Source organism: Citrobacter sp. C6_1, from assembly GCF_014596835.2.
Taxonomy (GTDB): Bacteria; Pseudomonadota; Gammaproteobacteria; order Enterobacterales; family Enterobacteriaceae; genus Citrobacter; species Citrobacter pasteurii.
In genome coordinates this window covers 2,811,461-2,834,205 of sequence record NZ_CP115031.1, presented here as the reverse complement: position 1 = coordinate 2,834,205, position 22,745 = coordinate 2,811,461, and the positions used below count along the sequence as shown (strand labels likewise).

Here is a 22,745-nt window from a genome sequence, read left to right as displayed (position 1 = left end):
ATGGCTAAAAAAACTGCAATAATTACTGGCATTACTGGTCAAGATGGTGCCTACCTTGCTGAGTTGTTACTAGGAAAGGGCTACGTCGTTTACGGAACATACCGCCGTACAAGTTCCGTCAACTTCTGGCGTATCGAGGAATTAGGCATTAAAGATAACGCTAACCTTCACTTAGTTGAATACGATCTCACTGACTTGTCTGCAAGTATCCGTTTGATGCAAACCACTGGTGCTACAGAAGTTTATAATCTTGCGGCGCAAAGTTTTGTAGGCGTATCATTTGACCAGCCGGTGACCACTGCTGAAATTACAGGGATTGGACCGGTCAACTTGCTCGAAGCTATTCGCATTGTAAACCCTGCGATTCGTTATTATCAGGCATCAACGTCTGAAATGTTTGGTCTGGTGCAGGCGGTGCCACAGAAAGAAGATACCCCGTTCTATCCGCGTAGTCCGTATGGCGTTGCAAAACTGTATGCTCACTGGATGACCGTGAACTACCGTGAAAGCTATAATATCTTTGCATCAAGCGGGATTCTGTTTAACCACGAATCACCATTACGTGGCCAGGAATTTGTAACGCGTAAAATTACTGATTCTGTTGCTAAAATCAAACTTGGCAAACTTGATGTCCTTGAACTTGGTAATATGGACGCCAAGCGTGATTGGGGCTATGCGAAAGAGTATGTCGAAGGGATGTGGCGTATTCTGCAGGCAGAAAAACCCGATACCTTTGTGCTCGCAACTAATCGTACAGAGACCGTGCGTGACTTTGTCAGCATGGCTTTCAAAGCTGCAGGATTTACACTGCGCTTTGAGGGTAAAGACGAGCAAGAAGTGGGCATTGATGTTGCGACAGGGAAAACATTAGTTCGTGTAAATCCTAAATTCTTCCGTCCTGCTGAAGTTGATTTGCTGATTGGTAACCCTGCCCGTGCAAAAGAAATTCTGGGCTGGGAGCCAAAAACCTCGTTAGAGCAGTTATGCCAAATGATGGTTGAAGCTGATTTACGCCGTAACCAGCAAGGGTTTTCTTTCTGATGTTCGGCGCCGGCAAACATGCCCTGGTAACAGGGATTAATGGTTTTACCGGCCGCTATGTGGCAGCGGAGTTATCCGCTGCCGGATATCGGGTATTCGGTATTGGTGCAATGCCTTTTGATGGGCCTGATTATTATCAGGTTGATCTAATGGATACTGCGAAGTTGCAGGATATTGTGGAGCGCATACAACCAAACGTTGTTGTCCATTTGGCCGCTATCGCATATGTCGGGCATGGTGATGCGGATGCCTTCTATAATGTTAATTTACTCGGTACGCGTAATTTATTACAGGCTTTGAGCACCCTTAACAGCTCTCTGGATGGTGTGCTTCTCGCCAGTAGTGCGAACATTTATGGAAATGGTACAGCAGGGCAACTGAATGAATCTGCGGCCCCAAATCCTGCGAACGATTATGCCGTCAGTAAGTTGGCAATGGAGTATATGTCTCGCCTGTGGATGGGTAAGCTACCTGTATTCATTACCCGGCCATTTAACTATACTGGCGTCGGTCAGGCAGAAAATTTCCTCTTGCCAAAGATCGTTAAACACTTTAAATCAAAATCGCCGACGATCGAGTTAGGAAATATTGATGTTTGGCGTGATTTTACGGATGTTCGCGCGCTTAGCAATGCGTATGTAAAATTATTGCAGGCTAAACCAGTCGGTGAGGTTATCAACATCTGCTCTGGTCGTACATACTCATTGAGAAAAGTTATTGAGCTGTGTGAGAAAATAACAGGCCATCATCTTACCATCCAAGTAAATCCTGATTTTGTCCGGGCGAATGAAGTTAAAACGCTCAGTGGGGATCCGTCAAAATTGCAATCATTTATTCCAGATTGGGATGTTCCACCACTCGAAGATACTCTACGTTGGATGTTGGAAAGCGAGTAATGAAAGTTATATTTGGAACTGATGCAATAAAATACCCATTAACAGGTATTGGACGTTATGCATTTGAGTTGGCTAAATGTTTATCTGATGCTCCAGAAATATCCGAATTGTTTTTTTTAAATGGGCATCGACTCTCTCAGCAAATGCCTGTGGCTAAAGAAAATAGCTCTTCAACAGAAGGGCTTAAGAGCCTGGTAAAAAAGAATCGACTGGCTTCGGAAGTATATAGAATCACAGCACCATGGTTGAAGACAAACGTTTTAAAAAATCATAAAAATGCCATTTATCATGGACCCAATTTTTATCTACCTCCAAGAGTGGATCGTTGTGTTGTCACTTTTCATGATCTCTCGGTTTTTACGTTACCGGAATGCCATCCTCCTGAAAGAGTTCGGTATATGCGGAAAGAACTGTTGCACACTGTAAAGCGTGCATCAGTATTTATCACAGACTCTGATTTCACCAGATTGGAATTGATTAATTATTTTAATCTTCCTGAAAATAGAGTGTTTACTGCAAAGTTAGCATGCGGGAGTGAATTTAGGCCGCGCCCTGAGGAAGATATAATCTCTGTTCTAGGAAAATACAAACTTTCCTTTAAAAAATATTCCTTATTCACTGGATCAATTGAACCGAGAAAGAATATTACGACATTGCTTGATGCTTACGAGCGTCTGCCACTGTCACTGAGAATGCGAACACCTCTCGTAATTAGCGGGTTCAAAGGGTGGAATAGTGATACTTTGCATCGTCGATTTGAGCAAGGTGAACGAGAAGGCTGGTTACGTTATTTAGGATTTACGCCTTCAAGCGATTTGCCAGCACTGTATGCCGGCGCGGTTAGCTTCTTATTTCCATCAATTTATGAAGGATTTGGGCTACCTGTATTAGAGGCGATGGCTTCTGGTACTCCTGTTGTTTGTTCAAATAGCTCTTCACTTCCTGAAGTTGCGGGTAGCAGTGCGTTAATGTGTGATGCCATGGATGTTGAGACGCTAACGTCTTTAATTATGAAGAGTCTTACGGATACGGAATGGCAGGATAGTGCCACTAACAGTGGGCTATCACATGTTAGCCAATTTTCATGGAAACGATGCGCAACTGAAACGGTTGCTGCATATAAACAGGTGAAGTAAGACTAATGCTGAAAGTATTGCACTTTTATAAAACATACTATCCAGATACTTTTGGTGGCATAGAGCAAGTTATCTACCAGTTAAGTGAGTCTGGGGCTGAATATGATGTTGAATCAACAGTACTTTCTTTAAGCAAACGTGGGGATATTAATAATCAAAAAATTGGTGTACAGCGTGTTTTTTACGCAAAAACCAATTTTGAGGTAGCCTCAACACCATTCTCTCTATCTTGCATTAAGAAATTTAAAGAATTAGCAAATCAAGCAGATATTATTCATTACCATTATCCATTTCCTTTTATGGATATGCTTCATTTTTTGTGTCGAATAAAAAAACCAACAGTTGTTAGCTATCATTCTGATATTGTAAAGCAAAAGTTTATTTCTCGGTTATATTCACCACTAATGAATCGCTTTCTGAGCTCAGTTGATTGCATTGTTGCTGCTTCTCCAAATTACGCAAAGACTAGTACTGTATTACAGAAATTCGAATCTAAAGTAAAGGTCATCCCTTATGGATTAGATGAAGATTCTTATCCTAATGTCAGTGATGACAAAATAAATTATTGGCGTAAAAAATTCGGAGATAAATTCTTTCTATTTATTGGCGCGTTTCGTTATTATAAAGGGTTACATACCTTATTAGATGCTGTCCATTCTACAACCTTACCAGTTGTTATTGTCGGTGGTGGTGGTATTGAACAAGAGTTAAAGTTAAAAGCTAGAGAACTTAACTTATCAAATGTTCACTTCGTTGGCGCATTAAACGACGAAGACAAAACTGCATTGCTACAGCTTTGCTATTCGGTTGTTTTTCCATCTCACTTACGTTCAGAGGCCTTTGGTATCACTTTGCTTGAAGGGGCTATGTTTGGAAAGCCTTTAATTTCTTGTGAGATAGGTACAGGTACATCATATATAAATATTGATAAATATACTGGCATAGTTGTCCCTCCTGCAAATACGTTACTATTACGTGAAGCAATGAATCAATTATGGGATAATCCGCAGTTGGCAAGGGTTTATGGTAATAATGCTCATGAACGATTCAATAAAACATTTACATCAGTTAAAATGAGTAAGCAATACTTTTTATTATATGAAAGTCTGTTGCAACAAAATATTTTATAAATTGAAACATGTATTGGATGAATGATTTGATGAGAACATGTAAAAATATTAATTTAATTAATTGTTCGGAATACCTAATTCCTTTATTGATCGGATGTGTTTTTTTTGGTTATGTCTTTAATTATGATATATTGGATCCGGCAAATATAAGTTGGCTAACTGATGATCGTTTTCAATCATATATAGGTTGGGAGTTTTTTAGGCATACACCATGGAGTTTTCCTATTATTGGAAGAACTGATTATGGGATAGAGTTATCGTCATCCGTTGTATTTACAGATTCTAATCCGTGGCTGTCTATTTTTTTTAAGATTTTTTCACCGTTGTTACCGGATACATTCCAATTTAGTGGTATTTGGTTATTAATATGTGTTATCTGTCAGTCCATCATTTTATGGAAAATTGTCAGTTTATACTCCCCTGATAGAAATATCAAAATTATAGCGACGCTATTGATGCTCTTTAATCCCGCCTGGATGGCCAGGTCAGGGCATTTAACATTAATGGCATTTTTTACATTCACGGTTGCTATTTATTTATCCCTAAGATATTCAAAAGAAAAAGAACTAGATAATAACAAGTGGTTGTTGTTATTAGTTTTCTCTATTGGTATTCATTTTTATTTGTATTTCATGGTTTTTGTTAATTGGGCTATTGTTTATTTGTATGCTCTCTTTACTAAAGATAAATCGAAAAAAGAAATTGTTCAATACTTTTTTATTAACTCCATTATATCTTTGGTGATATTTTATACTTTAGGCTATTTAACAGTTGGCTCAGGTAGCAGTGTTGGTGGTTATGGTTATTTTAAAGCGAATCTTTTATTTCCGATAATTTCAGGTAGTTATTCGAGACTTATCGGGTTGGAAGTTTTTCACCCAGGAGAAAGCGAAGGTTTTAATTATTTAGGATTAGGGTTTGTTGTATTAATTCTAGTGATGGTTTTTTTCGGGAAGGTTAATATATTCAAAAAAATCAGGAACCACAAGCCATTATTCACAATATCTTTAGTTTTCTTTTTTTTAGCTTTATCAAATATTATTGCTGTTGGAAGTAAAGAGTTTGTAATTCCTCTTCCAGATTTTATTCTTAATATTTGTGGTAACTTCCGTGCTTCTGGGCGTTTTATTTGGCCAGTTACAATACTAATTTATATTTATTTTATATCAATAACTCTAAAGCTGGATGGAAAATGGCCTAAAATACTTTTGTCAGTATGTCTTTTAATTCAGATAGTCGATACGTCATTTGCATGGCATGCAAACCATCAAAGTATGTTTAAAAAGAACCAAGGACGCTTGTTTGTAAATACTTACCAGGTGCTGTGGAGCAATTATCTTAAAAAATATAGTAATATCCGTTGGGTTCCAACCGATAACTCTAGTAAAAGATGGGCAGAAATATCTTATTTTGCTAACAAGTATAAACAAAATACCGATGCTGTTTATTATGCAAGAATAGATACTTCTAAAGTAGCCTCGTTGAGAGAATCTATTTTCACTGAACTAGTCTCCGGTGAGTATAAAAATGATACTGCCTACATAATGGATAAAAATTACTCAGAAAACTTAAAACTTAAACCTGGTGACAGAATATTTAAATTTAAGGACCTATATGTATTGATGCCCGGAGTAATGAACTGTTCCGATTGTACAGTTGATACAGTGAAAAATTCCAGTTTTATTAAAGACAAAAAAATAGATGTTACGTCTCACGGAACAGGTAATATACTTTTGTCAAAAGGTTGGTCTTCCCCAGAGGTATGGGGAGCATGGAGTGAAGGTTATGAATCCAATATTCTTGTGCCTGATACAGTAAAAAATATGCAGTTGAGCGTTGAACCTTTTTTAGTTAGAGGCAAACATGAAACTATCAAAGTTAACTTTTATTGCGGAATAACGGAGCTTGCTAAGGTTAGTATAGGATTTGACTCGTCGAAAATTATAAATATAACATTAGATAATTGCGTGAAAAATAATAATGGACTTTTCATTATTAAAGCTTACATTGAAAATCCAGTCCAACCAAGAGAGTTAATCGCTGGAAGCAATGACTTTAGGTTTATCGGATTTGGATTAAAAGAAATTAGAGTTACATACTGATTTTTTATTTTAATATATAAAGATTTCATGTGGCTATAAACACTGCTATGTGTTTATAGCCATTTAAGCATATATGTTATCTGATGCTTATGTAAACTTAGCGAAAATATTTAGAGATCCTCCGACATAATTAATCTCTCAACGAAGGAAAAGGATGTGGATGAAATGTTTTTTACTGAGTATTAGGTGAACCCCGTGATTAAATTGGTTGAATCTAGGCACTGTTAATGGTGTCGACTTGGAGACCAGTTTTTCTGAAGCTAATTATCATCACAGGATGTTAAACTACGTTAGCATAAGAGCTTCAATTTTTCTGGCTGGTGTTGTTTTCAGGGAAGAGATCGGTTGAGCGGCTTCCATTCCGCAAGTAATATGTCAAACAGCACTAATCCACATATAGTCTATGTTTATTCTAATGCTTTTTATCATGCACTCCTGGAGATAAAGACAATTCCGATACAGATAAGAGATAAACCAATTAGTCTCATTGTGTTTATGTCTTCCTTCAGGAAAAAATAGCCAATTGCAGCAGTGATAATAAAACCAACTGATGAAAGTGGATAAGCCAAGCTTACCTCTACTTTTCCCAGTACAGTCATCCATAAGCCAATACTTAGTACATAGCACGACATACCAGCAATAAACCAAGGATTCAGGATTAATTGAATTGCAAATCCAAAATAACCTGCAATAGCATCAGGAAGAGGTGCTAATGTGAGCATTGTTTTCCGCATTGCAACCTGTGCAAGAGCATTTAGAGATACGCTTGTTAACGCTAGTAATAGAACAATCAAACTCATTTTTCACCACGACTTATAGGTAACTTGCGATCATAAAACCAGCAGTAGCTACAAAACCTAAACAAATACTCGTTCTATCCTTGATCGCGAAAACCACGGGATCATCCGTTAATACTTTCCTATGGCTAAGAAACCATATTCTCATTACCCAACAAAATACGCATATTGGTTCAAGCAATAGCCATTCAGGAGTACTGTAATTTATCTGCACCATTGCTTCCTGAGTCAGGAAAAGTAGCATGATTAAAATTGAACAGACCGCGCTACTGATACCAAAGGCTAATGTTAATGGCCAGTCTTGATGAGTGTAACCGCGACCACCAATTTTGTTAGTCATTGTTTGATCAGACTTGAGAATCTCAACATGTCGTTTTGCCAGAGCCAGTGAGAAAAATAGCAAGACTGAGAATGAATTCAACCATGGAGATAGGGGAAGATCATTCAATACCGATCCCATGATTATTCTTAATGTAAAAAGAGCACCGATGATTGAAACATCTAACATCGGAACTCTTTTTAGTTTGAATGAGTAGCAGAGCGTTAACATTACATAAATTAAAATACAGTATGTTAAACCTATTGACAAATTTATTGATATTATTCCGCCGATTAAGAATAGTATCAACGCACCAAGGAGTCCTTGAAATGTGGAAATATTTCCAGATGCAAGAGGTCTGTTTCTTTTTGTTTTATGTCGACGATCGGCTTCAAGGTCTGCAAGATCGTTAATAATATAGGTTGCGGAAGCAATTAAGCCAAATGCGACAAATGCCAATGTGGTTTTTGCAATAACGTTCGCATCATTTGCAATATGTGCCAGAAATATAGGAATAAAAATCAGTATGTTTTTAGCCCACTGATGTAATCTCAGTTGTTTTATCCATTGTTTGAAAATACTTACCTTGGCATCTTCAAAAGCAAGACATGGGATTTCACTTTTTATATCTTTCTTAAATGTATTCCCATTCCCTACAAGAATAACACCTTTAGACTCGTTCCAGATTGTAATATCAGCTTTATGGTCACCTGCATAAATAAAACCTTGCGGGAATCTATCTTTTAGCCATGCTAATTTATTGACCCCTTTTAAATTTAATTGGCTATCAGAACCTTTTACACCATCAAAGATCCCCAGATACTCATTTATAGAGTCTGCAATTTTTTGGTTAGAGGCTGTGACAAGATGGATTTCTCTTCCTTTGCGTTTTTCTGTTTTTAAATAATCTATTAGATTATGTCTGTAACAGAATGAGTCTGCATTTTGCGTTACAGTTTCTGTAACGAAGCGTTTAAAAGATGTTTTTCCATCAAATAAGGCCTTAGTTAATCCAAATATTTTAATTGGTTTTTTGAATAATATTGACACAATGCCTTCATGTAGTGTGTCAGTTTTAGACAGCGTGCCGTCTAAATCGACAACAAGAGGCACATTTATGTCGATAGCATCAAATGGCTTGGTGGACATTTACATTCCTTGGCTAAGCAGAATCTACACCGATTCTCAATCGAGAAGTATTGAAAACGTTATTAACTGATTATTTTATACAAACTTAGTTATATTTTAAAGAAAAAGATAGTCCCTGAGCCAGATTTTACCCAACTGTGCTTGTTGAGATCAGGTTATGGCTTCGATGCAGGGTTTTGCGATAGTATGTTAGAAATTATGCGAGTAATGCATCTGCTCGTTAGATCACCTGACAGGAGTACATAATGTCTAAGCAACAAATCGGCGTCGTTGGTATGGCTGTGATGGGGCGCAACCTGGCGCTCAACATCGAAAGCCGCGGTTACACCGTGTCCGTTTTCAACCGCTCACGTGAAAAAACGGAAGAGGTTATCGCCGAGAATCCGGGGAAAAAACTGGTTCCTTACTATACGGTAAAAGAGTTTGTTGAATCCCTTGAAACACCTCGTCGTATCCTGTTAATGGTGAAAGCGGGTGCTGGCACTGATGCTGCTATCGACTCCCTGAAACCTTATCTGGATAAAGGTGACATCATCATTGATGGCGGTAATACGTTCTTCCAGGACACTATCCGTCGTAACCGTGAGCTCTCCGCTGAAGGTTTTAACTTTATCGGAACCGGCGTCTCTGGTGGTGAAGAAGGTGCGCTGAAAGGCCCATCCATCATGCCGGGTGGCCAGAAAGAAGCTTATGAGCTGGTAGCGCCAATCCTGACCAAAATCGCAGCGGTTGCTGAAGATGGTGAGCCGTGTGTGACGTATATTGGTGCCGACGGTGCAGGCCACTACGTGAAGATGGTGCACAACGGCATTGAATACGGTGACATGCAGCTGATTGCCGAAGCCTATTCATTGTTGAAAGGGGGTCTGAACCTGAGCAACGAAGAACTGGCCAGCACCTTTACCGAGTGGAATAACGGTGAGCTGAGCAGCTATCTGATCGACATCACCAAAGATATCTTCACCAAAAAAGATGAAGATGGTAAATATTTGGTGGATTTCATTCTGGATGAAGCGGCGAACAAAGGTACCGGTAAATGGACCAGCCAAAGCTCTCTGGATCTTGGTGAACCGCTGTCTCTGATCACTGAATCTGTGTTTGCGCGTTACATCTCTTCGCTGAAAGATCAGCGTGTCGCTGCCTCTAAAGTCCTGTCTGGACCTAAAGCTCAGCTTGCGGGTGATAAGGCAGAATTTATTGAGAAAGTACGTCGTGCACTGTACCTCGGTAAGATCGTTTCTTATGCTCAGGGCTTCTCACAGCTGCGTGCTGCCTCCGACGAGCATAACTGGGATCTGAATTACGGCGAGATTGCAAAAATCTTCCGTGCGGGCTGTATTATTCGCGCGCAGTTCCTGCAGAAAATCACCGATGCCTACGCTAAAAATCCTGGCATCGCGAACCTGCTGCTCGACCCGTACTTCAAGAACATTGCCGATGAATATCAACAGGCACTGCGTGATGTCGTAGCGTATGCCGTGCAGAATGGTATCCCGGTACCGACATTCTCTGCTGCTGTTGCTTATTACGACAGCTATCGTGCAGAAGTATTGCCCGCTAACCTGATTCAGGCTCAGCGTGATTACTTCGGTGCGCATACCTACAAACGTACTGATAAAGAAGGTGTTTTCCATACCGAATGGATGGAATAAGTCTTCTGATAGTCACTGGCCCGGTTCTCTAACCGGGCTTTTTTTTATCTTAAATCTGATTGATTTACGTTGATTGCTTAATCTTTACTTAATATTTCTGGCGTACCCTGATCAAGAAAATCTGAATTGTTTTAACCTTCGTTGACACAATATTCGACAAAACGTTAAAACATTATTCTCTTATCAGGATGTACGACATCATGATTAAATATTAAGTTAATACTGAGAGCATGAAATGAAAATTACCATTTCTGGTACCGGATATGTTGGCCTGTCAAATGGTCTTCTTATCGCCCAACATCATCAGGTCATTGCTCTGGACATTGTCCCTTCACGTGTCGAGATGCTAAATAATCGGATATCTCCGATAGTCGATAAAGAAATTGAACAGTATCTACAATCAAGCGATATAAATTTCAAAGCCACGCTGGACAAGTACGACGCCTACCAGAATGCAGATTTTGTTATTATTGCAACGCCGACAGATTACGACCCGAAAACAAATTATTTTGATACCTCCAGCGTTGAATCAGTTATCAAAGATGTGATTGCAATAAATCCTGATGCGCTCATGGTGATTAAATCAACGGTGCCTGTTGGTTTTACGCAGACTATGCGACAGAAGTTTAACTCGGATAATATTATCTTTTCTCCTGAGTTCCTGCGCGAAGGAAAGGCACTGTATGATAACTTATACCCATCACGAATTGTCATCGGTGAACGGTCTGCTCGTGCTGAACGTTTTGCTGCCTTGTTACAGGAAGGGGCAATAAAGCAGGATATCCCGGTGCTGTTCACTGATTCTACTGAAGCTGAAGCCATTAAGCTTTTTGCAAATACCTATCTGGCAATGCGTGTTGCCTATTTTAACGAACTTGATAGCTATGCAGAAAGCCTGGGGCTTAATGCACGACAGATCATCGAAGGGGTTTGTCTGGACCCGCGTATTGGTAACCATTACAACAACCCTTCATTCGGTTATGGTGGATATTGTCTGCCAAAAGACACGAAGCAATTACTCGCCAACTATCAATCTGTACCTAATAATATTATTTCAGCCATCGTTGATGCTAACCGCACACGAAAAGATTTTATTGCTGATGCTATTCTTTCGCGTAAACCCAAAGTTGTCGGTATCTATCGCCTGATTATGAAAAGCGGCTCGGATAATTTCAGGGCATCGTCTATTCAGGGCATCATGAAACGCATTAAAGCGAAAGGTATCCCGGTCATAATTTATGAACCGGTAATAGCAGAAGAGAGTTTCTTCCATTCACGGGTTGAGCGTGATCTGGCTAAATTTAAACGTGAGGCCGATGTGATTATCTCTAACCGCATGGCAGAAGAACTGCAGGATGTCGCTGATAAAGTGTATACCCGCGATTTATTCGGTAACGATTAAACGCTCGGCGAAATAATGATACCGGCATCATGCCGGTATCAGTCTATTATTGATGACGTTTGCGTAAATTCTCAATCACCGTCGTCAGATCGAGATCCTGGTCCTGCAGCAGAACCAGCAGGTGATACATCAGATCCGATGCCTCATTGGTCAACTCGAAACGGTCATGCACGGTCGCGGCCAATGCTGTCTCAACACCTTCTTCTCCAACTTTCTGGGCAATCCGCTTCGTACCGCTGGCGTACAATTTTGCGGTATAGGAGCTGGCGGGATCTGCCGTTTTGCGCTCAGCCAGCAATTGCTCCAGTTGATACAGGAACAGCCATTGGTGGCTGGACTCACCAAAACAGCTGCTGGTGCCTTTGTGACAGGTTGGCCCAATAGGGTTAACCAGCACCAGTAGAGTGTCGTTGTCGCAGTCAGGTGCAATGCTCACGACGTTCAGGAAGTGACCGGATGTTTCTCCTTTGGTCCACAGGCGCTGTTTAGTACGCGAGAAAAAGGTCACTTTCCCGCTTTCGATCGTTTTATCCAGCGCTTCCGGGTTCATATACCCGAGCATCAGTACTTCACCGGAAACCGCATGCTGCACGATGACCGGCATCATCCCATCGGTTTTTTCCCAGTCCAGCTCGCGGCATTGTTGCTTGGTTAACATATCCTGATCTCCACGCCCTGTGTTGCCAGGTACGCTTTTAATTCGCCAATATTGATAATTTGCTTGTGGAAGACCGAGGCGGCAAGCGCGCCATCGACATCCGCATCCCTGAAGGCTTCGAGAAAGTGCTCCATCGTTCCGGCACCGCCTGAGGCGATCAGCGGAACGTGGCAAACTTCGCGCACTTTTTTCAATTGCTCAAGATCGTAGCCGTTACGCACGCCGTCCTGGTTCATCATATTAAGAACGATTTCACCGGCGCCCAGTTTTTGCACCTCTGTTACCCAGTCGATCGTTTCCCACTGTGTAACGCGCGTACGGTTTTCATCTCCGGTGTACTGATTGACGTGATACTTCCCGGTTTGTGCATCATGCCAGGTGTCGATACCCACCACGATGCACTGCACGCCAAAGCGATCCGCCAGGCGGGTGATCAACGTTGGGTCAGCCAGAGCCGGGGAGTTGATAGAAATTTTATCTGCGCCGAAAGACAATATCTTTGCGGCATCCTCTGGTGATTTAATCCCACCGGCGACACAGAACGGAATGTCGATCACTTCTGCCACGCGTGATACCCAGCTTTTGTCTACCACACGACCATCGCTCGATGCGGTGATATCGTAAAAAACCAGCTCATCTGCGCCTTCATCGGCATAGCGTTTCGCCAGCGGGACGATATCGCCAATAATCTCGTGATTGCGGAATTGAACACCTTTGACAACCTGCCCGTCACGAACATCAAGGCAAGGGATTATGCGTTTTGCCAGCATTGGATGGCCTCCTCAACGGTGAATTTACCTTCCAGCAAAGCACGACCCACAATGACGCCGCCAACGCCGGTTCCGCGCAGGGCGGCGACATCTTCAATCCCACCAATCCCGCCGGATGACTGAAATGCCACCTGGGGGTATTTCGCACACACTTCTTCGTACAGTGCAACGTTTGAGCCAGCCAGCGTGCCGTCGCGGGAGATATCGGTGCACAGCACGTGCTTCAGACCGACGGGTAAATAGGCCTCAACCAGTTCTTCCAGTGAAACCCCGGAATCTTCCTGCCAGCCGCTGACCGCAACCTGTTTATTCCCGTGCTCGTCAATCCGTACATCCAGCGCCAGAACCAGCGCGTCGGCACCAAAACGGGCAAACCAGTTCCTGACGACTTCGGGAGATTTTACCGCCGTCGAACCCACCACTACGCGCGCGACGCCAGCGTTAAGCAGCGCCTCAACATCTGCTTCGGTACGTACGCCACCCCCTACCTGCACCGGTACGTTTACGCCAGCCACCAGTGTTTTAATCAGCGGTATTTGCCGTTTCTGCGGATCTTTTGCCCCGGTCAGATCCACAAGGTGCAACACCTTTGCGCCTTGTGCGGCATAGCTTTGTAAACGGGGCAGGGGATCGTTACCGTAATCACGCTGCGTTGCGTAATCGCCCTGATGAAGACGCACAACCGTGCCGTCGATTAAATCTAATGCCGGAATAATCATTACATCTCCAGAAAGTTTTTCAGCAACTTCGCGCCAGCAGCACCTGAACGCTCCGGGTGGAACTGCACGCCAAAGAAATTATCTTTTTGTACCGCTGCGGTGAAGGGCTCACCGTAATTGCATTGCGCAATAGTCCATGGGTTCACCGGCATGGCGTAGCTGTGTACAAAATAGAAATACGCCCCATCCTCAATGCCCTGGAAAAGGCGGTTTCCGGCCTGTGGATAGACACGGTTCCAGCCCATATGCGGCAACGGCAGACCAAAATCGGTCATTTTGGGTACGTCTTGATCAATAATCCCCAGCAGGGAGACACCGTTACTTTCTTCACTGCGTCGACCAAGCAGCTGCATACCTAAGCAAATCCCCAGTACAGGCTGTGTGCATGCTTTGATCAGTTCAATCAGCTCACGCTCGTGTAGCTGATCCATTGCCGCCTGGGCGGTACCGACGCCCGGCAGAAACAGTTTATCGGCGCGCAGCACAACATCCGCATCGCGGCTAACTACCGGATCGTAGCCGTGGCGTGCGACGGCGGATTTCACCGAGTTCAGGTTGGCACAGCCGGTGTCGAGGATCACCACGTTCATCACAGCACCCCTTTTGAAGAAGGAAGCGTGTCGCCTTCTACGCGAATAGCCTGGCGCAGCGTGCGGCCAAAGGCTTTGAACAGACTTTCCACGCGGTGGTGGTCATTTTTACCTTTGGTTTTAAGGTGTAACGTGACGCCCATGGTGTAAGAGAGCGAACGGAAGAAGTGTTCGATCATCTCCGTACTCAGATCGCCGACGCGCTGGTAGGTAAACTCAGCCCGGTACTCCAGGTGTGGGCGCCCGGAGATATCCAGGGCGCAGCGTGCCAGGCACTCATCCATCGGCAGCACAAAACCAAAACGGTTGATGCCTCGTTTATCGCCCAACGCCAGTTTTAAGGCTTCACCCAGTGCCAGCCCGGTATCCTCAACGGTGTGGTGATCGTCAATATACAGATCGCCTTTGACGGCTATCTCCATACGAAAACCGCCGTGGGTCGAGATTTGATCCAGCATGTGGTCAAAGAAGCCGACGCCGGTATTAATTTTGCTGCGGCCTTCACGGTCCAGCCAGACTTTAACGTCAATCTGTGTTTCTTTGGTATTACGCTCAACGTGCGCGTAACGATCCCGTTTGGTTAGCTGCTCACCGATCATTGCCCAGTTAAGCGTGTCGCGGTGATAGCGTAACCCGGTGATACCCATGTTTTCCGCCAGTTGAATGTCGGTTGCGCGATCGCCGATCACGTAGCTGTTCTCGGTATCCAGCGCCTGTTCAATCAGGTATTGCTCGACCAGCTTCACTTTGGGTTTACGACAGTCACACTCGTCTGCCGGCAGGTGCGGACAGATCAGTACTTCATCAAATATGACGCCCTGCGAGGTGAAAACTTGCATCATCAGGTTGTGTGGACCGTCAAAATCCGCCTGCGGGAAGCTCTGTGTTCCCAGTCCATCCTGGTTGGTGATCATCACCAGCTTAAAGCCTGCCTTTTGTAGTTTTAGCAAGACCGGGACAACCTCCGGCTCAAAGGCAAGCTTGTCGAAGCGATCAACCTGAAAGTCACTGGGCGGCTCGGAAATCAGGGTTCCGTCACGGTCAATAAAAAGATACTTCTGGCTCATACTTGCTCCGCACGTAAGGCGTCAATGACGCGCTGGCTCTCTTCGCGGGTTCCGACAGTAATACGCAGGCAGCCGCTCAATGAAGGTTGTTTGTTCTGGTCTCGTAAGATAATGCCCTGATCCCACAAAGATTTAAATACGCTGCTTGATGCTGTGAAGCGCGCCAGAACATAGTTGGTTTCAGAGTCGAAAACCTGTTCTACGCAGCGGATGGTTTTCAGGCTATCAACCAGGTACTGACGCTCTTGCAGAATCTGCGCCACGCGCTCGCGCATGGCGGAAATGCCTTGCGGCGTTAGTGCCTGAGCGGCGATATCTGCCACCGGTGTAGAGAGCGGGTAAGGAGCGATCACTTTCAACAACAGGTTGATGACGTCTTCATTAGCTAGCGTAAATCCGCAGCGCAAACCGGCAAGGGCAAACGCCTTAGACAGGGTGCGCAGTACCACCAGATTTGGGTATTCCGATAGCCAGCCCGCCAGTGTGGCCTGCGGGCAAAACTCGATATACGCTTCATCGGCAACCACGATGGCTTTACCCTGCGTCATGTCGAGCAGTGAACGCAGATCCTGCGGGTTAATTAACTGGCCCGTCGGGTTATTGGGGCTGCAAACGTAAACCACTTTCACGCCATCAAGCTTGTCAGCGATGCCCTGTAAATCCAGTTGCCAGTCGGCAAGTGTCGGTACTGTACGGCATTCAACGCCAATGGTTTCCGCACTGACGCTATACATGCCATAGGTCGGTGGGCAGTAGAGAATCGCATCTTTACCCGGCTCGCAAAAAGCACGTACCAGCAACTCGATACCTTCATCAGCACCGCGGCTGACCAGTACCTGCGCCGGCTTAACGCCTGCATACTGTGCGTAGTTCTCGATCACTGCCTTCGGCTGACACTCCGGATAACGGTTCAGTGTTTGCTGAGTTAGCTGGAATTCAACGGCGGTAGGGAACTCATTGGCATTGAGCCAGACGTCGCCATTTCCGCCCAGACGACGAGCAGACTGATACGGTGTTAGCTCACGGACATTTTTACGGGCTAAATCAGTAACGCTGAGAATGTTGTCAGTGCTCATGCTTGCTCCTTCAGGGCGTTAACGCGCAGGGTAACGGCATTTTTGTGGGCTGTCAGTCGTTCTGCTGCGGCCAGCGTTTCGATGGTTGCGGCCAGGGCAGAGAAACCTTGCGGCGATAATTCCTGTACGGTCATCCGCTTCTGGAAATCGGCCAGTCCAAGACTTGAGCAGGTTGCGGTATAGCCGTAGGTAGGCAGCACGTGGTTAGTCCCGGAGGCATAGTCACCGGCAGATTCCGGTGACCAGTCACCGAGAAAGACAGAGCCCGCACTGGTGATGTCATCGACAAGTTCGCGAGCATTGCGGGTCTGAATGATCAGGTGCTCCGGACCGTACGCATTAGAAATTGCTACGCATTGCGCAAGGGAGCGGGTGACAATCAGACGACTGGCGCTTAACGCCTGCCGCGCGGTTTCAGCGCGTGGCAGCGCTGCAAGCTGGCGTTCTACTGCTTCAGCAACCCGGCTGGCCATACCGGCATCCGGCGTCAGCAGGATCACTTGGGAATCGGGGCCGTGTTCGGCCTGCGAGAGTAAGTCAGAGGCAACGAAATCCGGCGTGGCGCCGCTGTCGGCAATCACCAGCACTTCAGACGGACCTGCTGGCATATCGATGGCGGCGCCGTCCAGACGCTGACTCACCTGACGTTTGGCTTCGGTCACAAAGGCATTACCGGGGCCAAAAATTTTGTCCACTTTCGGCACGGATTCACTGCCAAATGCCAGCGCGGCAATAGCTTGTGCGCCCCCAACGTTAAACACATCCTGTACGCCGCAGAGCCGCGCAGCATACAGAATTTCATCGGCGATAGGTGGGGGAGAGCACAGCACCACTTTTTTACAGCCTGCAATGCGGGCCGGGGTGGCGAGCATTAACACTGTTGAGAAGAGCGGCGCGGAGCCCCCGGGAATGTACAGTCCAACAGAATTTACCGGGCGGGTAACCTGCTGGCAGCGTACACCGGGCTGCGTCTCAATATCGACAACCGGCAGTTGTTGCGCGTTATGAAACGTTTCGATGTTTTTCACGGCGACTGCCATGGCCTGTTTCAGGTCATTGCCAAGACGTGCGCCGGCGGCGGCAATCTCTTCAGCGCTGACTTTCAGCGCACTCACGTTAGTTTTATCAAACTTTGCGCTGTATTCACGTAGCGCTGCGTCACCGCGCGACTTTACGTTATACAGAATTTCGCTCACGGTACGGGTGATGCTATCTGACGCCGAGATTGCCGGGCGCATCAGTAATTCACTTTGCTGCTCTTCAGTACAGCTATTCCAGTCGATAATGGTATTAAAGCTCATAATCGTCTTCCTTTTTTTGCCGGATGGCTCGTTGTTTATCCGGCCTACGGGTCTTGTAGGCCCGGCTAGCGAAGCGCCACCGGGCAGCATAAGTGGAATTACTCCATCATCTTCTCAATGGGCAGCACCAGGATGGAGCTGGCGCCAAGCGCTTTCAGTTTTTCCATCGTTTCCCAGAACAGGGTTTCGCTGCTAACCATGTGCATTGCCACGCGCTGCTGATCGCCGGCCAGTGGCAAAATCGTTGGGCGTTCAGCGCCTGGCAGCAAGGCGATAACGTCGTCCAGACGTTCACTTGGCGCGTGCATCATGATGTATTTAGATTCGCGCGCCTGAATAACCCCCTGAATACGGGTCAGCAGCTTATCGATCAGTTGTTGCTTGGCATCGGCCATTTCTCCGTCACGCTGAATCAGGCAGGCTTTGGAGCGGTAAATGACTTCCACTTCACGCAGGCCGTTGGCTTCAAGCGTTGCACCGGTAGAGACCAGATCGCAGATTGCATCTGCAAGTCCCGCACGGGGAGCAACTTCGACAGACCCGTTTAACAAACAGGATTTGAACGAAACCCCTTTCTGGTCGAGATAGCGTTTGAGCAGATGCGGATAAGAGGTGGCGATACGTTTGCCGTTCAGTGCAGACGGACCGTCCCAGGCTTCGTCTACCGGGGTCGCCAGCGAAAGACGACAGCCGCCGAAGTCCAGACGACGTAACGTAAAGTAACGAGGATCTTCACCCTGTGCCCGGCGGTTGAGCAGTTCTTCTTCCAGCACGTTTTCACCGATGATGCCGAGATCAACGACGCCATCCATGACCAGACCCGGGATATCGTCATCGCGTACGCGAAGAATATCGATAGGCATATTTTCTGCCATCGCAATCAGGCGCTGGGTGTGAAGATTAATTTTAATGCCACAGCGGGCCAGCAATTCGCGTGAGTCATCGCTTAAACGGCCTGATTTCTGCATAGCTATGCGTAAGCGGGTGTTGTCTAACATTCTTTATCCCTCGTTATCCTGTCTGAATCGGTTTGGGTCGCGCACAAAAAAAAGCCCCCGGAAGAAATCTTCCGGGGGCTTTCTCATACGCTCATGCACCGCTGGAAGATTTAAATGTCTCCCAGCACACATCGCCTGAAAGACTAGTCAGGATGATGGTGATGATGGTGATTAAATTGAGCGCGTGTCATAAATTTTCTCGATGAATGCTTATTCATTTAATGTCTTTTAACCTAAACCACTTTAGCCACGGAAAGCAAGGGCTTTTTTTGATCATTAATTCATTTCATATTGATACTATGAATTGTCAGCCACCGTGGGCTGGCGTAGCCTTGGGTTATAGGCCAAAAGTCAGGAGAAAAGGCATGAAAAAGGTCGCAATTGTCGGATTAGGTTGGTTAGGCATGCCGTTAGCCATGTCTCTGGCGGCCAGGGGCTGGCAGGTTACCGGCAGTAAAACCACATTGGATGGGGTGGAAGCGGCCCGAATGAGCGGTATTGAAAGCTACTCGCTGCGCCTGGAGCCTGAACTGGTCTGTGAACCTGACGATCTCGATGCGCTAATGGATGCGGATGCGTTGGTCATCACCCTGCCTGCACGCCGGAGTGGCCCGGGCGAGACGTTTTATTTGCAGGCAATGCAGGAACTGGTCGACAGTGCGCTGGCGTATCGTATTCCACGGATTATTTTTACCAGTTCTACCTCGGTTTATGGTGATGTGCAGGGAACCGTGAAAGAGGGCACGCCACGCAATCCGGTCACGGCAAGTGGTCGTGTCCTGAAAGAACTCGAAGATTGGCTGCACAATCTGCCGGGAACGTCGGTGGATATTCTGCGCCTGGCAGGCCTTGTGGGACCGGGCAGACATCCAGGTCGTTTTTTTGCAGGTAAAACAGCACCTGATGGACAGCATGGCGTCAATCTGGTGCATCTGGATGACGTGGTTTCTGCTATCACGTTGCTGCTACAGGCGCCTAAAGGGGGACACATCTATAATATATGTGCGCCTATGCATCCGGCGCGCAATGTGTTCTACCCTCAGATGGCTCGTCAGTTGGGGATGGAACCACCGGATTTCCGGGACGGAGTGGATAACGGTAAAGGTAAAGTCATTGATGGCAACCGAATTTGTAATGAGCTTGGGTTTGAGTACCTGTATCCCGATCCGCTGGTGATGCCGATGGAGTGACAGATCAGCAGAGTGTCGCTGTATACCGCCAGGGGGCGAGTATGAAACCACTGCTGGATGTTCTGATCATTCTTGATGCGTTAGAGAAAGAGGGGAGTTTCGCTGCGGCGTCCGCAAAATTGTATAAGACGCCGTCAGCGCTGAGTTATACCGTTCACAAACTGGAAAGCGATCTCAATATTCAGTTGTTGGATCGCAGTGGACACCGGGCCAAATTTACCCGTACCGGACAGATGCTGCTGGAAAAGGGACGCGAGGTATTACATACCGTGCGCGAACTCGAAAAGCAGGCCATCAAACTGCATGAAGGATGGGAGAATGAACTGGTTATCGGCGTAGACGATACCTTTCCCTTTTCTCTTCTTGCCCCGCTCATCGAATCTTTCTATCAACACCACAGCGTGACGCGTCTTAAATTTATCAACGGCGTGCTGGGCGGCTCATGGGATGCTCTGATTCAGGGCCGGGCCGATATCATTGTGGGTGCCATGCGTGACCCACCCACAGCGAGTGACTTTGGTTTTGCGCGTCTGGGTGTGCTTGAACAAGCTTTTGTTGTTGCCCCCCATCATCCATTGGCGCAGGAACCGGAACCGTTGAGTCGTAGAACGATCAAACGTTTTCGCGCCATTGTGGTCGGCGATAATGCACATCCCGCGAACGTATCGGCTTCTCAACTACTTGACGATCAGGAAGCCATCACCGTTTTTGACTTCAAAACCAAACTGGAACTGCAGATAAGTGGTTTGGGGTGTGGTTATATTCCGCGCTATCTGGCACAACGATTTCTGGACAGCGGGGCCCTGATTGAGAAGAAAGTTGTCGCGCAGATTCTGTTTGAACCCGTGTGGATTGGCTGGAACGAGCAGACCGCGGGATTAGCCAGTGCATGGTGGCGGGATGAAATTTTAGCAAATAGTGCTATCGCGGGTGTCTATGTAAAAACGGTTGTCGATAATTCAATCGGTTAGGAAAAAATATTTTTTGACAAGGCTCTCATTCTCTTGTCATTTCGCCCTAATTTAGTGCAAAATACGCCGCTTGCAAAAAATGACATTAACCGACGTTTTAATACGCGTCGGTTATTTTTTTGCATCAAACCAATCATTCATAAAAGAGGCCGGGCTTCGTACCGGATAGATACTTACTTAAAAATCGACAGTTGTTGTCGCTGAGGATTAACAAAAAATGGGGCAATTTTTTGCTTACGCGACGGTTTCCGCCGTAATGGAGGATAACCATGTCGCATAACGCTACTCCAAACACCTCTCGCGTGGAATTACGTAAAACGCTTACGCTGGTTCCGGTTGTCATGATGGGCCTTGCCTATATGCAGCCGATGACGCTGTTCGATACATTCGGTATCGTATCAGGAATGACCGATGGTCACGTCCCGACAGCTTACGCCTTTGCACTGATCGCCATCCTTTTTACCGCACTGAGTTACGGTAAACTGGTGCGTCGCTATCCGTCTGCAGGCTCTGCCTACACTTACGCCCAGAAATCCATAAGCCCGACCGTTGGCTTTATGGTGGGTTGGTCATCACTGCTGGACTACCTGTTCGCACCGATGATCAACATTCTGTTGGCGAAAATCTATTTTGAAGCCCTGGTGCCGTCGATACCGTCATGGATTTTCGTGGTAGCACTGGTGGCCTTTATGACTGCTTTTAACCTGCGCAGCCTCAAATCTGTCGCGAACTTCAACACCGTGATCGTGCTGTTGCAGGTCGTGTTGATTGCGGTGATCCTCGGCATGGTCGTTTATGGCGTGTTCGAAGGGGAAGGTGCGGGTACGCTGGTGAGCAGCCGTCCGTTCTGGTCAGGTGACGCACACGTGATTCCAATGATCACGGGTGCCACTATCCTGTGCTTCTCGTTCACTGGTTTCGACGGTATCAGCAACCTCTCTGAAGAGACCAAGGATGCTGAGCGCGTGATCCCGCGTGCAATTTTCCTGACTGCGCTGATTGGTGGCCTGATCTTTATTGTCTCTACCTATCTGTTGCAGCTGTACTTCCCGGATATCTCTCGCTTCAAGGATCCGGATGCTTCACAGCCTGAAATCATGCTGTACGTAGCCGGTAAGTTCTTCCAGGTCGGCGCGCTGATTTTCTCCACCATTACCGTATTGGCATCCGGGATGGCGGCGCATGCAGGCGTAGCGCGTCTGATGTACGTGATGGGGCGTGACGGTGTATTCCCGAAAAGTTTCTTCGGTTATGTACACCCGAAATGGCGTACTCCGTCCATGAACATCATCCTGGTTGGCGCGATTGCCCTGCTGGCAATCAACTTCGACCTGGTGATGGCGACGGCGCTGATTAACTTTGGTGCGCTGGTGGCGTTTACCTTCGTTAACCTGTCGGTAATCTCCCAGTTCTGGATCCGTGAGAAGCGTAACAAGACGCTGAAAGACCACTTCCAGTATCTGTTCCTGCCGATGTGTGGTGCGCTGACCGTGGGTGCGTTATGGGTAAACCTGGAAGAGAGCTCTATGGTTCTGGGGCTGATCTGGGCTGGTATTGGTCTGATCTACCTGGCTTGTGTGACCAAGAGTTTCCGCAACCCGGTACCTCAGTACGATGAAGATATTGCGTAATAGCTTAATCTGACATCGAAAAACCGGAGACATGTTCTCCGGTTTTTTTATTCCGCTGCTTTATTTCCAGCCAATATTAATAACCGTTAGTTCTAAATTAGAGAATTTGGTTATTGGTTCTGAACCAGTTAGTCATGAATAATTTCCTGA

General features: G+C 45.9%; 20 protein-coding genes, 1 pseudogene and 1 other annotated feature. Of the genes and pseudogenes, 10 read left to right on the top strand and 11 right to left on the bottom strand.

Annotated elements, in window-relative coordinates:
* From gmd to IB196_RS13845, 5 genes are read left to right on the top strand one after another with little or no spacing between them, the layout of a single operon-like run.
* A complete protein-coding gene (gene gmd / locus IB196_RS13865; protein ID WP_188232505.1) occupies positions 1 to 1,041 on the top strand; it encodes a GDP-mannose 4,6-dehydratase in 1,041 nt (346 codons plus the stop codon).
* Positions 1,041 to 1,937, top strand: coding sequence for a GDP-mannose 4,6-dehydratase (locus IB196_RS13860; protein ID WP_149691681.1), 897 nt, complete (start codon positions 1,041 to 1,043; stop codon positions 1,935 to 1,937). Before gmd ends, IB196_RS13860 begins: the two co-directional genes overlap by 1 nt.
* The gene (locus tag IB196_RS13855) at positions 1,937 to 3,073 is read left to right on the top strand and encodes a glycosyltransferase family 1 protein (protein WP_149691680.1); all 1,137 of its coding nucleotides are present in this window, start codon (positions 1,937 to 1,939) and stop codon (positions 3,071 to 3,073) included. The genes IB196_RS13860 and IB196_RS13855 overlap by 1 nt, the downstream gene beginning before the upstream one ends.
* Before the next feature lie 5 nt (positions 3,074 to 3,078).
* Positions 3,079 to 4,203 carry a glycosyltransferase family 4 protein gene (locus IB196_RS13850; protein ID WP_149691679.1) on the top strand — a complete coding sequence of 375 codons (1,125 nt, stop codon included), beginning with the start codon at positions 3,079 to 3,081 and terminating at the stop codon, positions 4,201 to 4,203.
* 17 nt (positions 4,204 to 4,220) lie between these two features.
* Positions 4,221 to 6,305 carry a DUF6311 domain-containing protein gene (locus IB196_RS13845; protein ID WP_145993821.1) on the top strand — a complete coding sequence of 695 codons (2,085 nt, stop codon included), beginning with the start codon at positions 4,221 to 4,223 and terminating at the stop codon, positions 6,303 to 6,305.
* 425 nt (positions 6,306 to 6,730) lie between these two features.
* Here IB196_RS13845 and IB196_RS13840 read toward each other — a convergent pair whose 3' ends face one another.
* Both IB196_RS13840 and IB196_RS13835 read right to left on the bottom strand, forming a co-directional pair.
* Positions 6,731 to 7,105, bottom strand: coding sequence for an SMR family transporter (locus IB196_RS13840; RefSeq protein ID WP_101741459.1), 375 nt, complete (start codon positions 7,103 to 7,105; stop codon positions 6,731 to 6,733).
* Positions 7,106 to 7,118: 13 nt separating this feature from the next.
* Complete coding sequence (locus IB196_RS13835) at positions 7,119 to 8,570, bottom strand: UbiA family prenyltransferase (RefSeq protein WP_101741458.1); 1,452 nt, start codon at positions 8,568 to 8,570, stop codon at positions 7,119 to 7,121.
* 245 nt (positions 8,571 to 8,815) lie between these two features.
* Here IB196_RS13835 and gndA point away from each other — a divergent pair, with 245 nt between their 5' ends.
* Positions 8,816 to 10,222: an NADP-dependent phosphogluconate dehydrogenase gene (gene gndA, locus IB196_RS13830; RefSeq protein WP_040231903.1), complete on the top strand. Its 1,407-nt coding sequence runs from the start codon at positions 8,816 to 8,818 to the stop codon at positions 10,220 to 10,222.
* 235 nt (positions 10,223 to 10,457) lie between these two features.
* Positions 10,458 to 11,624, top strand: coding sequence for a UDP-glucose 6-dehydrogenase (gene ugd / locus IB196_RS13825; protein WP_005128091.1), 1,167 nt, complete (start codon positions 10,458 to 10,460; stop codon positions 11,622 to 11,624).
* 46 nt (positions 11,625 to 11,670) lie between these two features.
* Here ugd and hisIE read toward each other — a convergent pair whose 3' ends face one another.
* The 9 genes from hisIE to hisL form a co-directional block, all read right to left on the bottom strand.
* A complete protein-coding gene (gene hisIE / locus IB196_RS13820; RefSeq protein ID WP_040231906.1) occupies positions 11,671 to 12,282 on the bottom strand; it encodes a bifunctional phosphoribosyl-AMP cyclohydrolase/phosphoribosyl-ATP diphosphatase HisIE in 612 nt (203 codons plus the stop codon).
* Positions 12,276 to 13,052, bottom strand: a complete 777-nt coding sequence (gene hisF, locus IB196_RS13815; protein WP_040231909.1) for an imidazole glycerol phosphate synthase subunit HisF — start codon at positions 13,050 to 13,052, stop codon at positions 12,276 to 12,278. The genes hisIE and hisF overlap by 7 nt, the downstream gene beginning before the upstream one ends.
* Entirely contained in the window at positions 13,034 to 13,771 is a 738-nt protein-coding gene (hisA, locus tag IB196_RS13810) for a 1-(5-phosphoribosyl)-5-[(5-phosphoribosylamino)methylideneamino]imidazole-4-carboxamide isomerase (RefSeq protein WP_005128084.1), read from the bottom strand. The genes hisF and hisA overlap by 19 nt, the downstream gene beginning before the upstream one ends.
* Positions 13,771 to 14,361, bottom strand: coding sequence for an imidazole glycerol phosphate synthase subunit HisH (gene hisH, locus IB196_RS13805; RefSeq protein WP_005128083.1), 591 nt, complete (start codon positions 14,359 to 14,361; stop codon positions 13,771 to 13,773). The genes hisA and hisH overlap by 1 nt, the downstream gene beginning before the upstream one ends.
* A complete protein-coding gene (gene hisB, locus IB196_RS13800; protein WP_005128082.1) occupies positions 14,361 to 15,428 on the bottom strand; it encodes a bifunctional histidinol-phosphatase/imidazoleglycerol-phosphate dehydratase HisB in 1,068 nt (355 codons plus the stop codon). Before hisB ends, hisH begins: the two co-directional genes overlap by 1 nt.
* Complete coding sequence (hisC, locus tag IB196_RS13795) at positions 15,425 to 16,504, bottom strand: histidinol-phosphate transaminase (protein ID WP_005128081.1); 1,080 nt, start codon at positions 16,502 to 16,504, stop codon at positions 15,425 to 15,427. The genes hisB and hisC overlap by 4 nt, the downstream gene beginning before the upstream one ends.
* The gene (gene hisD, locus IB196_RS13790) at positions 16,501 to 17,805 is read right to left on the bottom strand and encodes a histidinol dehydrogenase (protein WP_188232504.1); all 1,305 of its coding nucleotides are present in this window, start codon (positions 17,803 to 17,805) and stop codon (positions 16,501 to 16,503) included. The genes hisC and hisD overlap by 4 nt, the downstream gene beginning before the upstream one ends.
* A gap of 98 nt (positions 17,806 to 17,903) precedes the next feature.
* Complete coding sequence (hisG, locus tag IB196_RS13785; protein WP_005128078.1) at positions 17,904 to 18,803, bottom strand: ATP phosphoribosyltransferase; 900 nt, start codon at positions 18,801 to 18,803, stop codon at positions 17,904 to 17,906.
* Positions 18,804 to 18,848: 45 nt separating this feature from the next.
* Positions 18,849 to 18,971 (bottom strand) — a sequence feature (His leader region).
* Complete coding sequence (gene hisL, locus IB196_RS13780) at positions 18,947 to 18,994, bottom strand: his operon leader peptide (RefSeq protein ID WP_101741515.1); 48 nt, start codon at positions 18,992 to 18,994, stop codon at positions 18,947 to 18,949. Its footprint overlaps the feature before it by 25 nt.
* Positions 18,995 to 19,168: 174 nt before the next feature.
* Between hisL and IB196_RS13775 the strand changes: the two genes are divergently transcribed.
* From IB196_RS13775 to plaP, 3 genes and pseudogenes are all read left to right on the top strand, one after another.
* Positions 19,169 to 19,993 (top strand): SDR family oxidoreductase, encoded by an 825-nt coding sequence (locus tag IB196_RS13775; RefSeq protein WP_149691676.1) that lies wholly within the window; start codon positions 19,169 to 19,171, stop codon positions 19,991 to 19,993.
* Positions 19,994 to 20,034: 41 nt separating this feature from the next.
* Positions 20,035 to 21,019 (top strand): annotated as a pseudogene (locus IB196_RS13770) (LysR substrate-binding domain-containing protein).
* Between the two features lie 214 nt (positions 21,020 to 21,233).
* Complete coding sequence (gene plaP, locus IB196_RS13765; RefSeq protein ID WP_040231916.1) at positions 21,234 to 22,595, top strand: putrescine/proton symporter PlaP; 1,362 nt, start codon at positions 21,234 to 21,236, stop codon at positions 22,593 to 22,595.
* The last annotated feature ends 150 nt before the right edge of the window (positions 22,596 to 22,745 follow it).

Coding starts and splice junctions, on each gene's coding strand:
- gmd (WP_188232505.1), top strand. CDS start 1: ATGGCTAAAAAAACTGCAATAATTACTGGCATTACTGGTCAAGATGGT.
- IB196_RS13860 (WP_149691681.1), top strand. CDS start 1,041: ATGTTCGGCGCCGGCAAACATGCCCTGGTAACAGGGATTAATGGTTTT.
- IB196_RS13855 (WP_149691680.1), top strand. CDS start 1,937: ATGAAAGTTATATTTGGAACTGATGCAATAAAATACCCATTAACAGGT.
- IB196_RS13850 (WP_149691679.1), top strand. CDS start 3,079: ATGCTGAAAGTATTGCACTTTTATAAAACATACTATCCAGATACTTTT.
- IB196_RS13845 (WP_145993821.1), top strand. CDS start 4,221: ATGAATGATTTGATGAGAACATGTAAAAATATTAATTTAATTAATTGT.
- IB196_RS13840 (WP_101741459.1), bottom strand. CDS start 7,105: ATGAGTTTGATTGTTCTATTACTAGCGTTAACAAGCGTATCTCTAAAT.
- IB196_RS13835 (WP_101741458.1), bottom strand. CDS start 8,570: ATGTCCACCAAGCCATTTGATGCTATCGACATAAATGTGCCTCTTGTT.
- gndA (WP_040231903.1), top strand. CDS start 8,816: ATGTCTAAGCAACAAATCGGCGTCGTTGGTATGGCTGTGATGGGGCGC.
- ugd (WP_005128091.1), top strand. CDS start 10,458: ATGAAAATTACCATTTCTGGTACCGGATATGTTGGCCTGTCAAATGGT.
- hisIE (WP_040231906.1), bottom strand. CDS start 12,282: ATGTTAACCAAGCAACAATGCCGCGAGCTGGACTGGGAAAAAACCGAT.
- hisF (WP_040231909.1), bottom strand. CDS start 13,052: ATGCTGGCAAAACGCATAATCCCTTGCCTTGATGTTCGTGACGGGCAG.
- hisA (WP_005128084.1), bottom strand. CDS start 13,771: ATGATTATTCCGGCATTAGATTTAATCGACGGCACGGTTGTGCGTCTT.
- hisH (WP_005128083.1), bottom strand. CDS start 14,361: ATGAACGTGGTGATCCTCGACACCGGCTGTGCCAACCTGAACTCGGTG.
- hisB (WP_005128082.1), bottom strand. CDS start 15,428: ATGAGCCAGAAGTATCTTTTTATTGACCGTGACGGAACCCTGATTTCC.
- hisC (WP_005128081.1), bottom strand. CDS start 16,504: ATGAGCACTGACAACATTCTCAGCGTTACTGATTTAGCCCGTAAAAAT.
- hisD (WP_188232504.1), bottom strand. CDS start 17,805: ATGAGCTTTAATACCATTATCGACTGGAATAGCTGTACTGAAGAGCAG.
- hisG (WP_005128078.1), bottom strand. CDS start 18,803: ATGTTAGACAACACCCGCTTACGCATAGCTATGCAGAAATCAGGCCGT.
- IB196_RS13775 (WP_149691676.1), top strand. CDS start 19,169: ATGAAAAAGGTCGCAATTGTCGGATTAGGTTGGTTAGGCATGCCGTTA.
- plaP (WP_040231916.1), top strand. CDS start 21,234: ATGTCGCATAACGCTACTCCAAACACCTCTCGCGTGGAATTACGTAAA.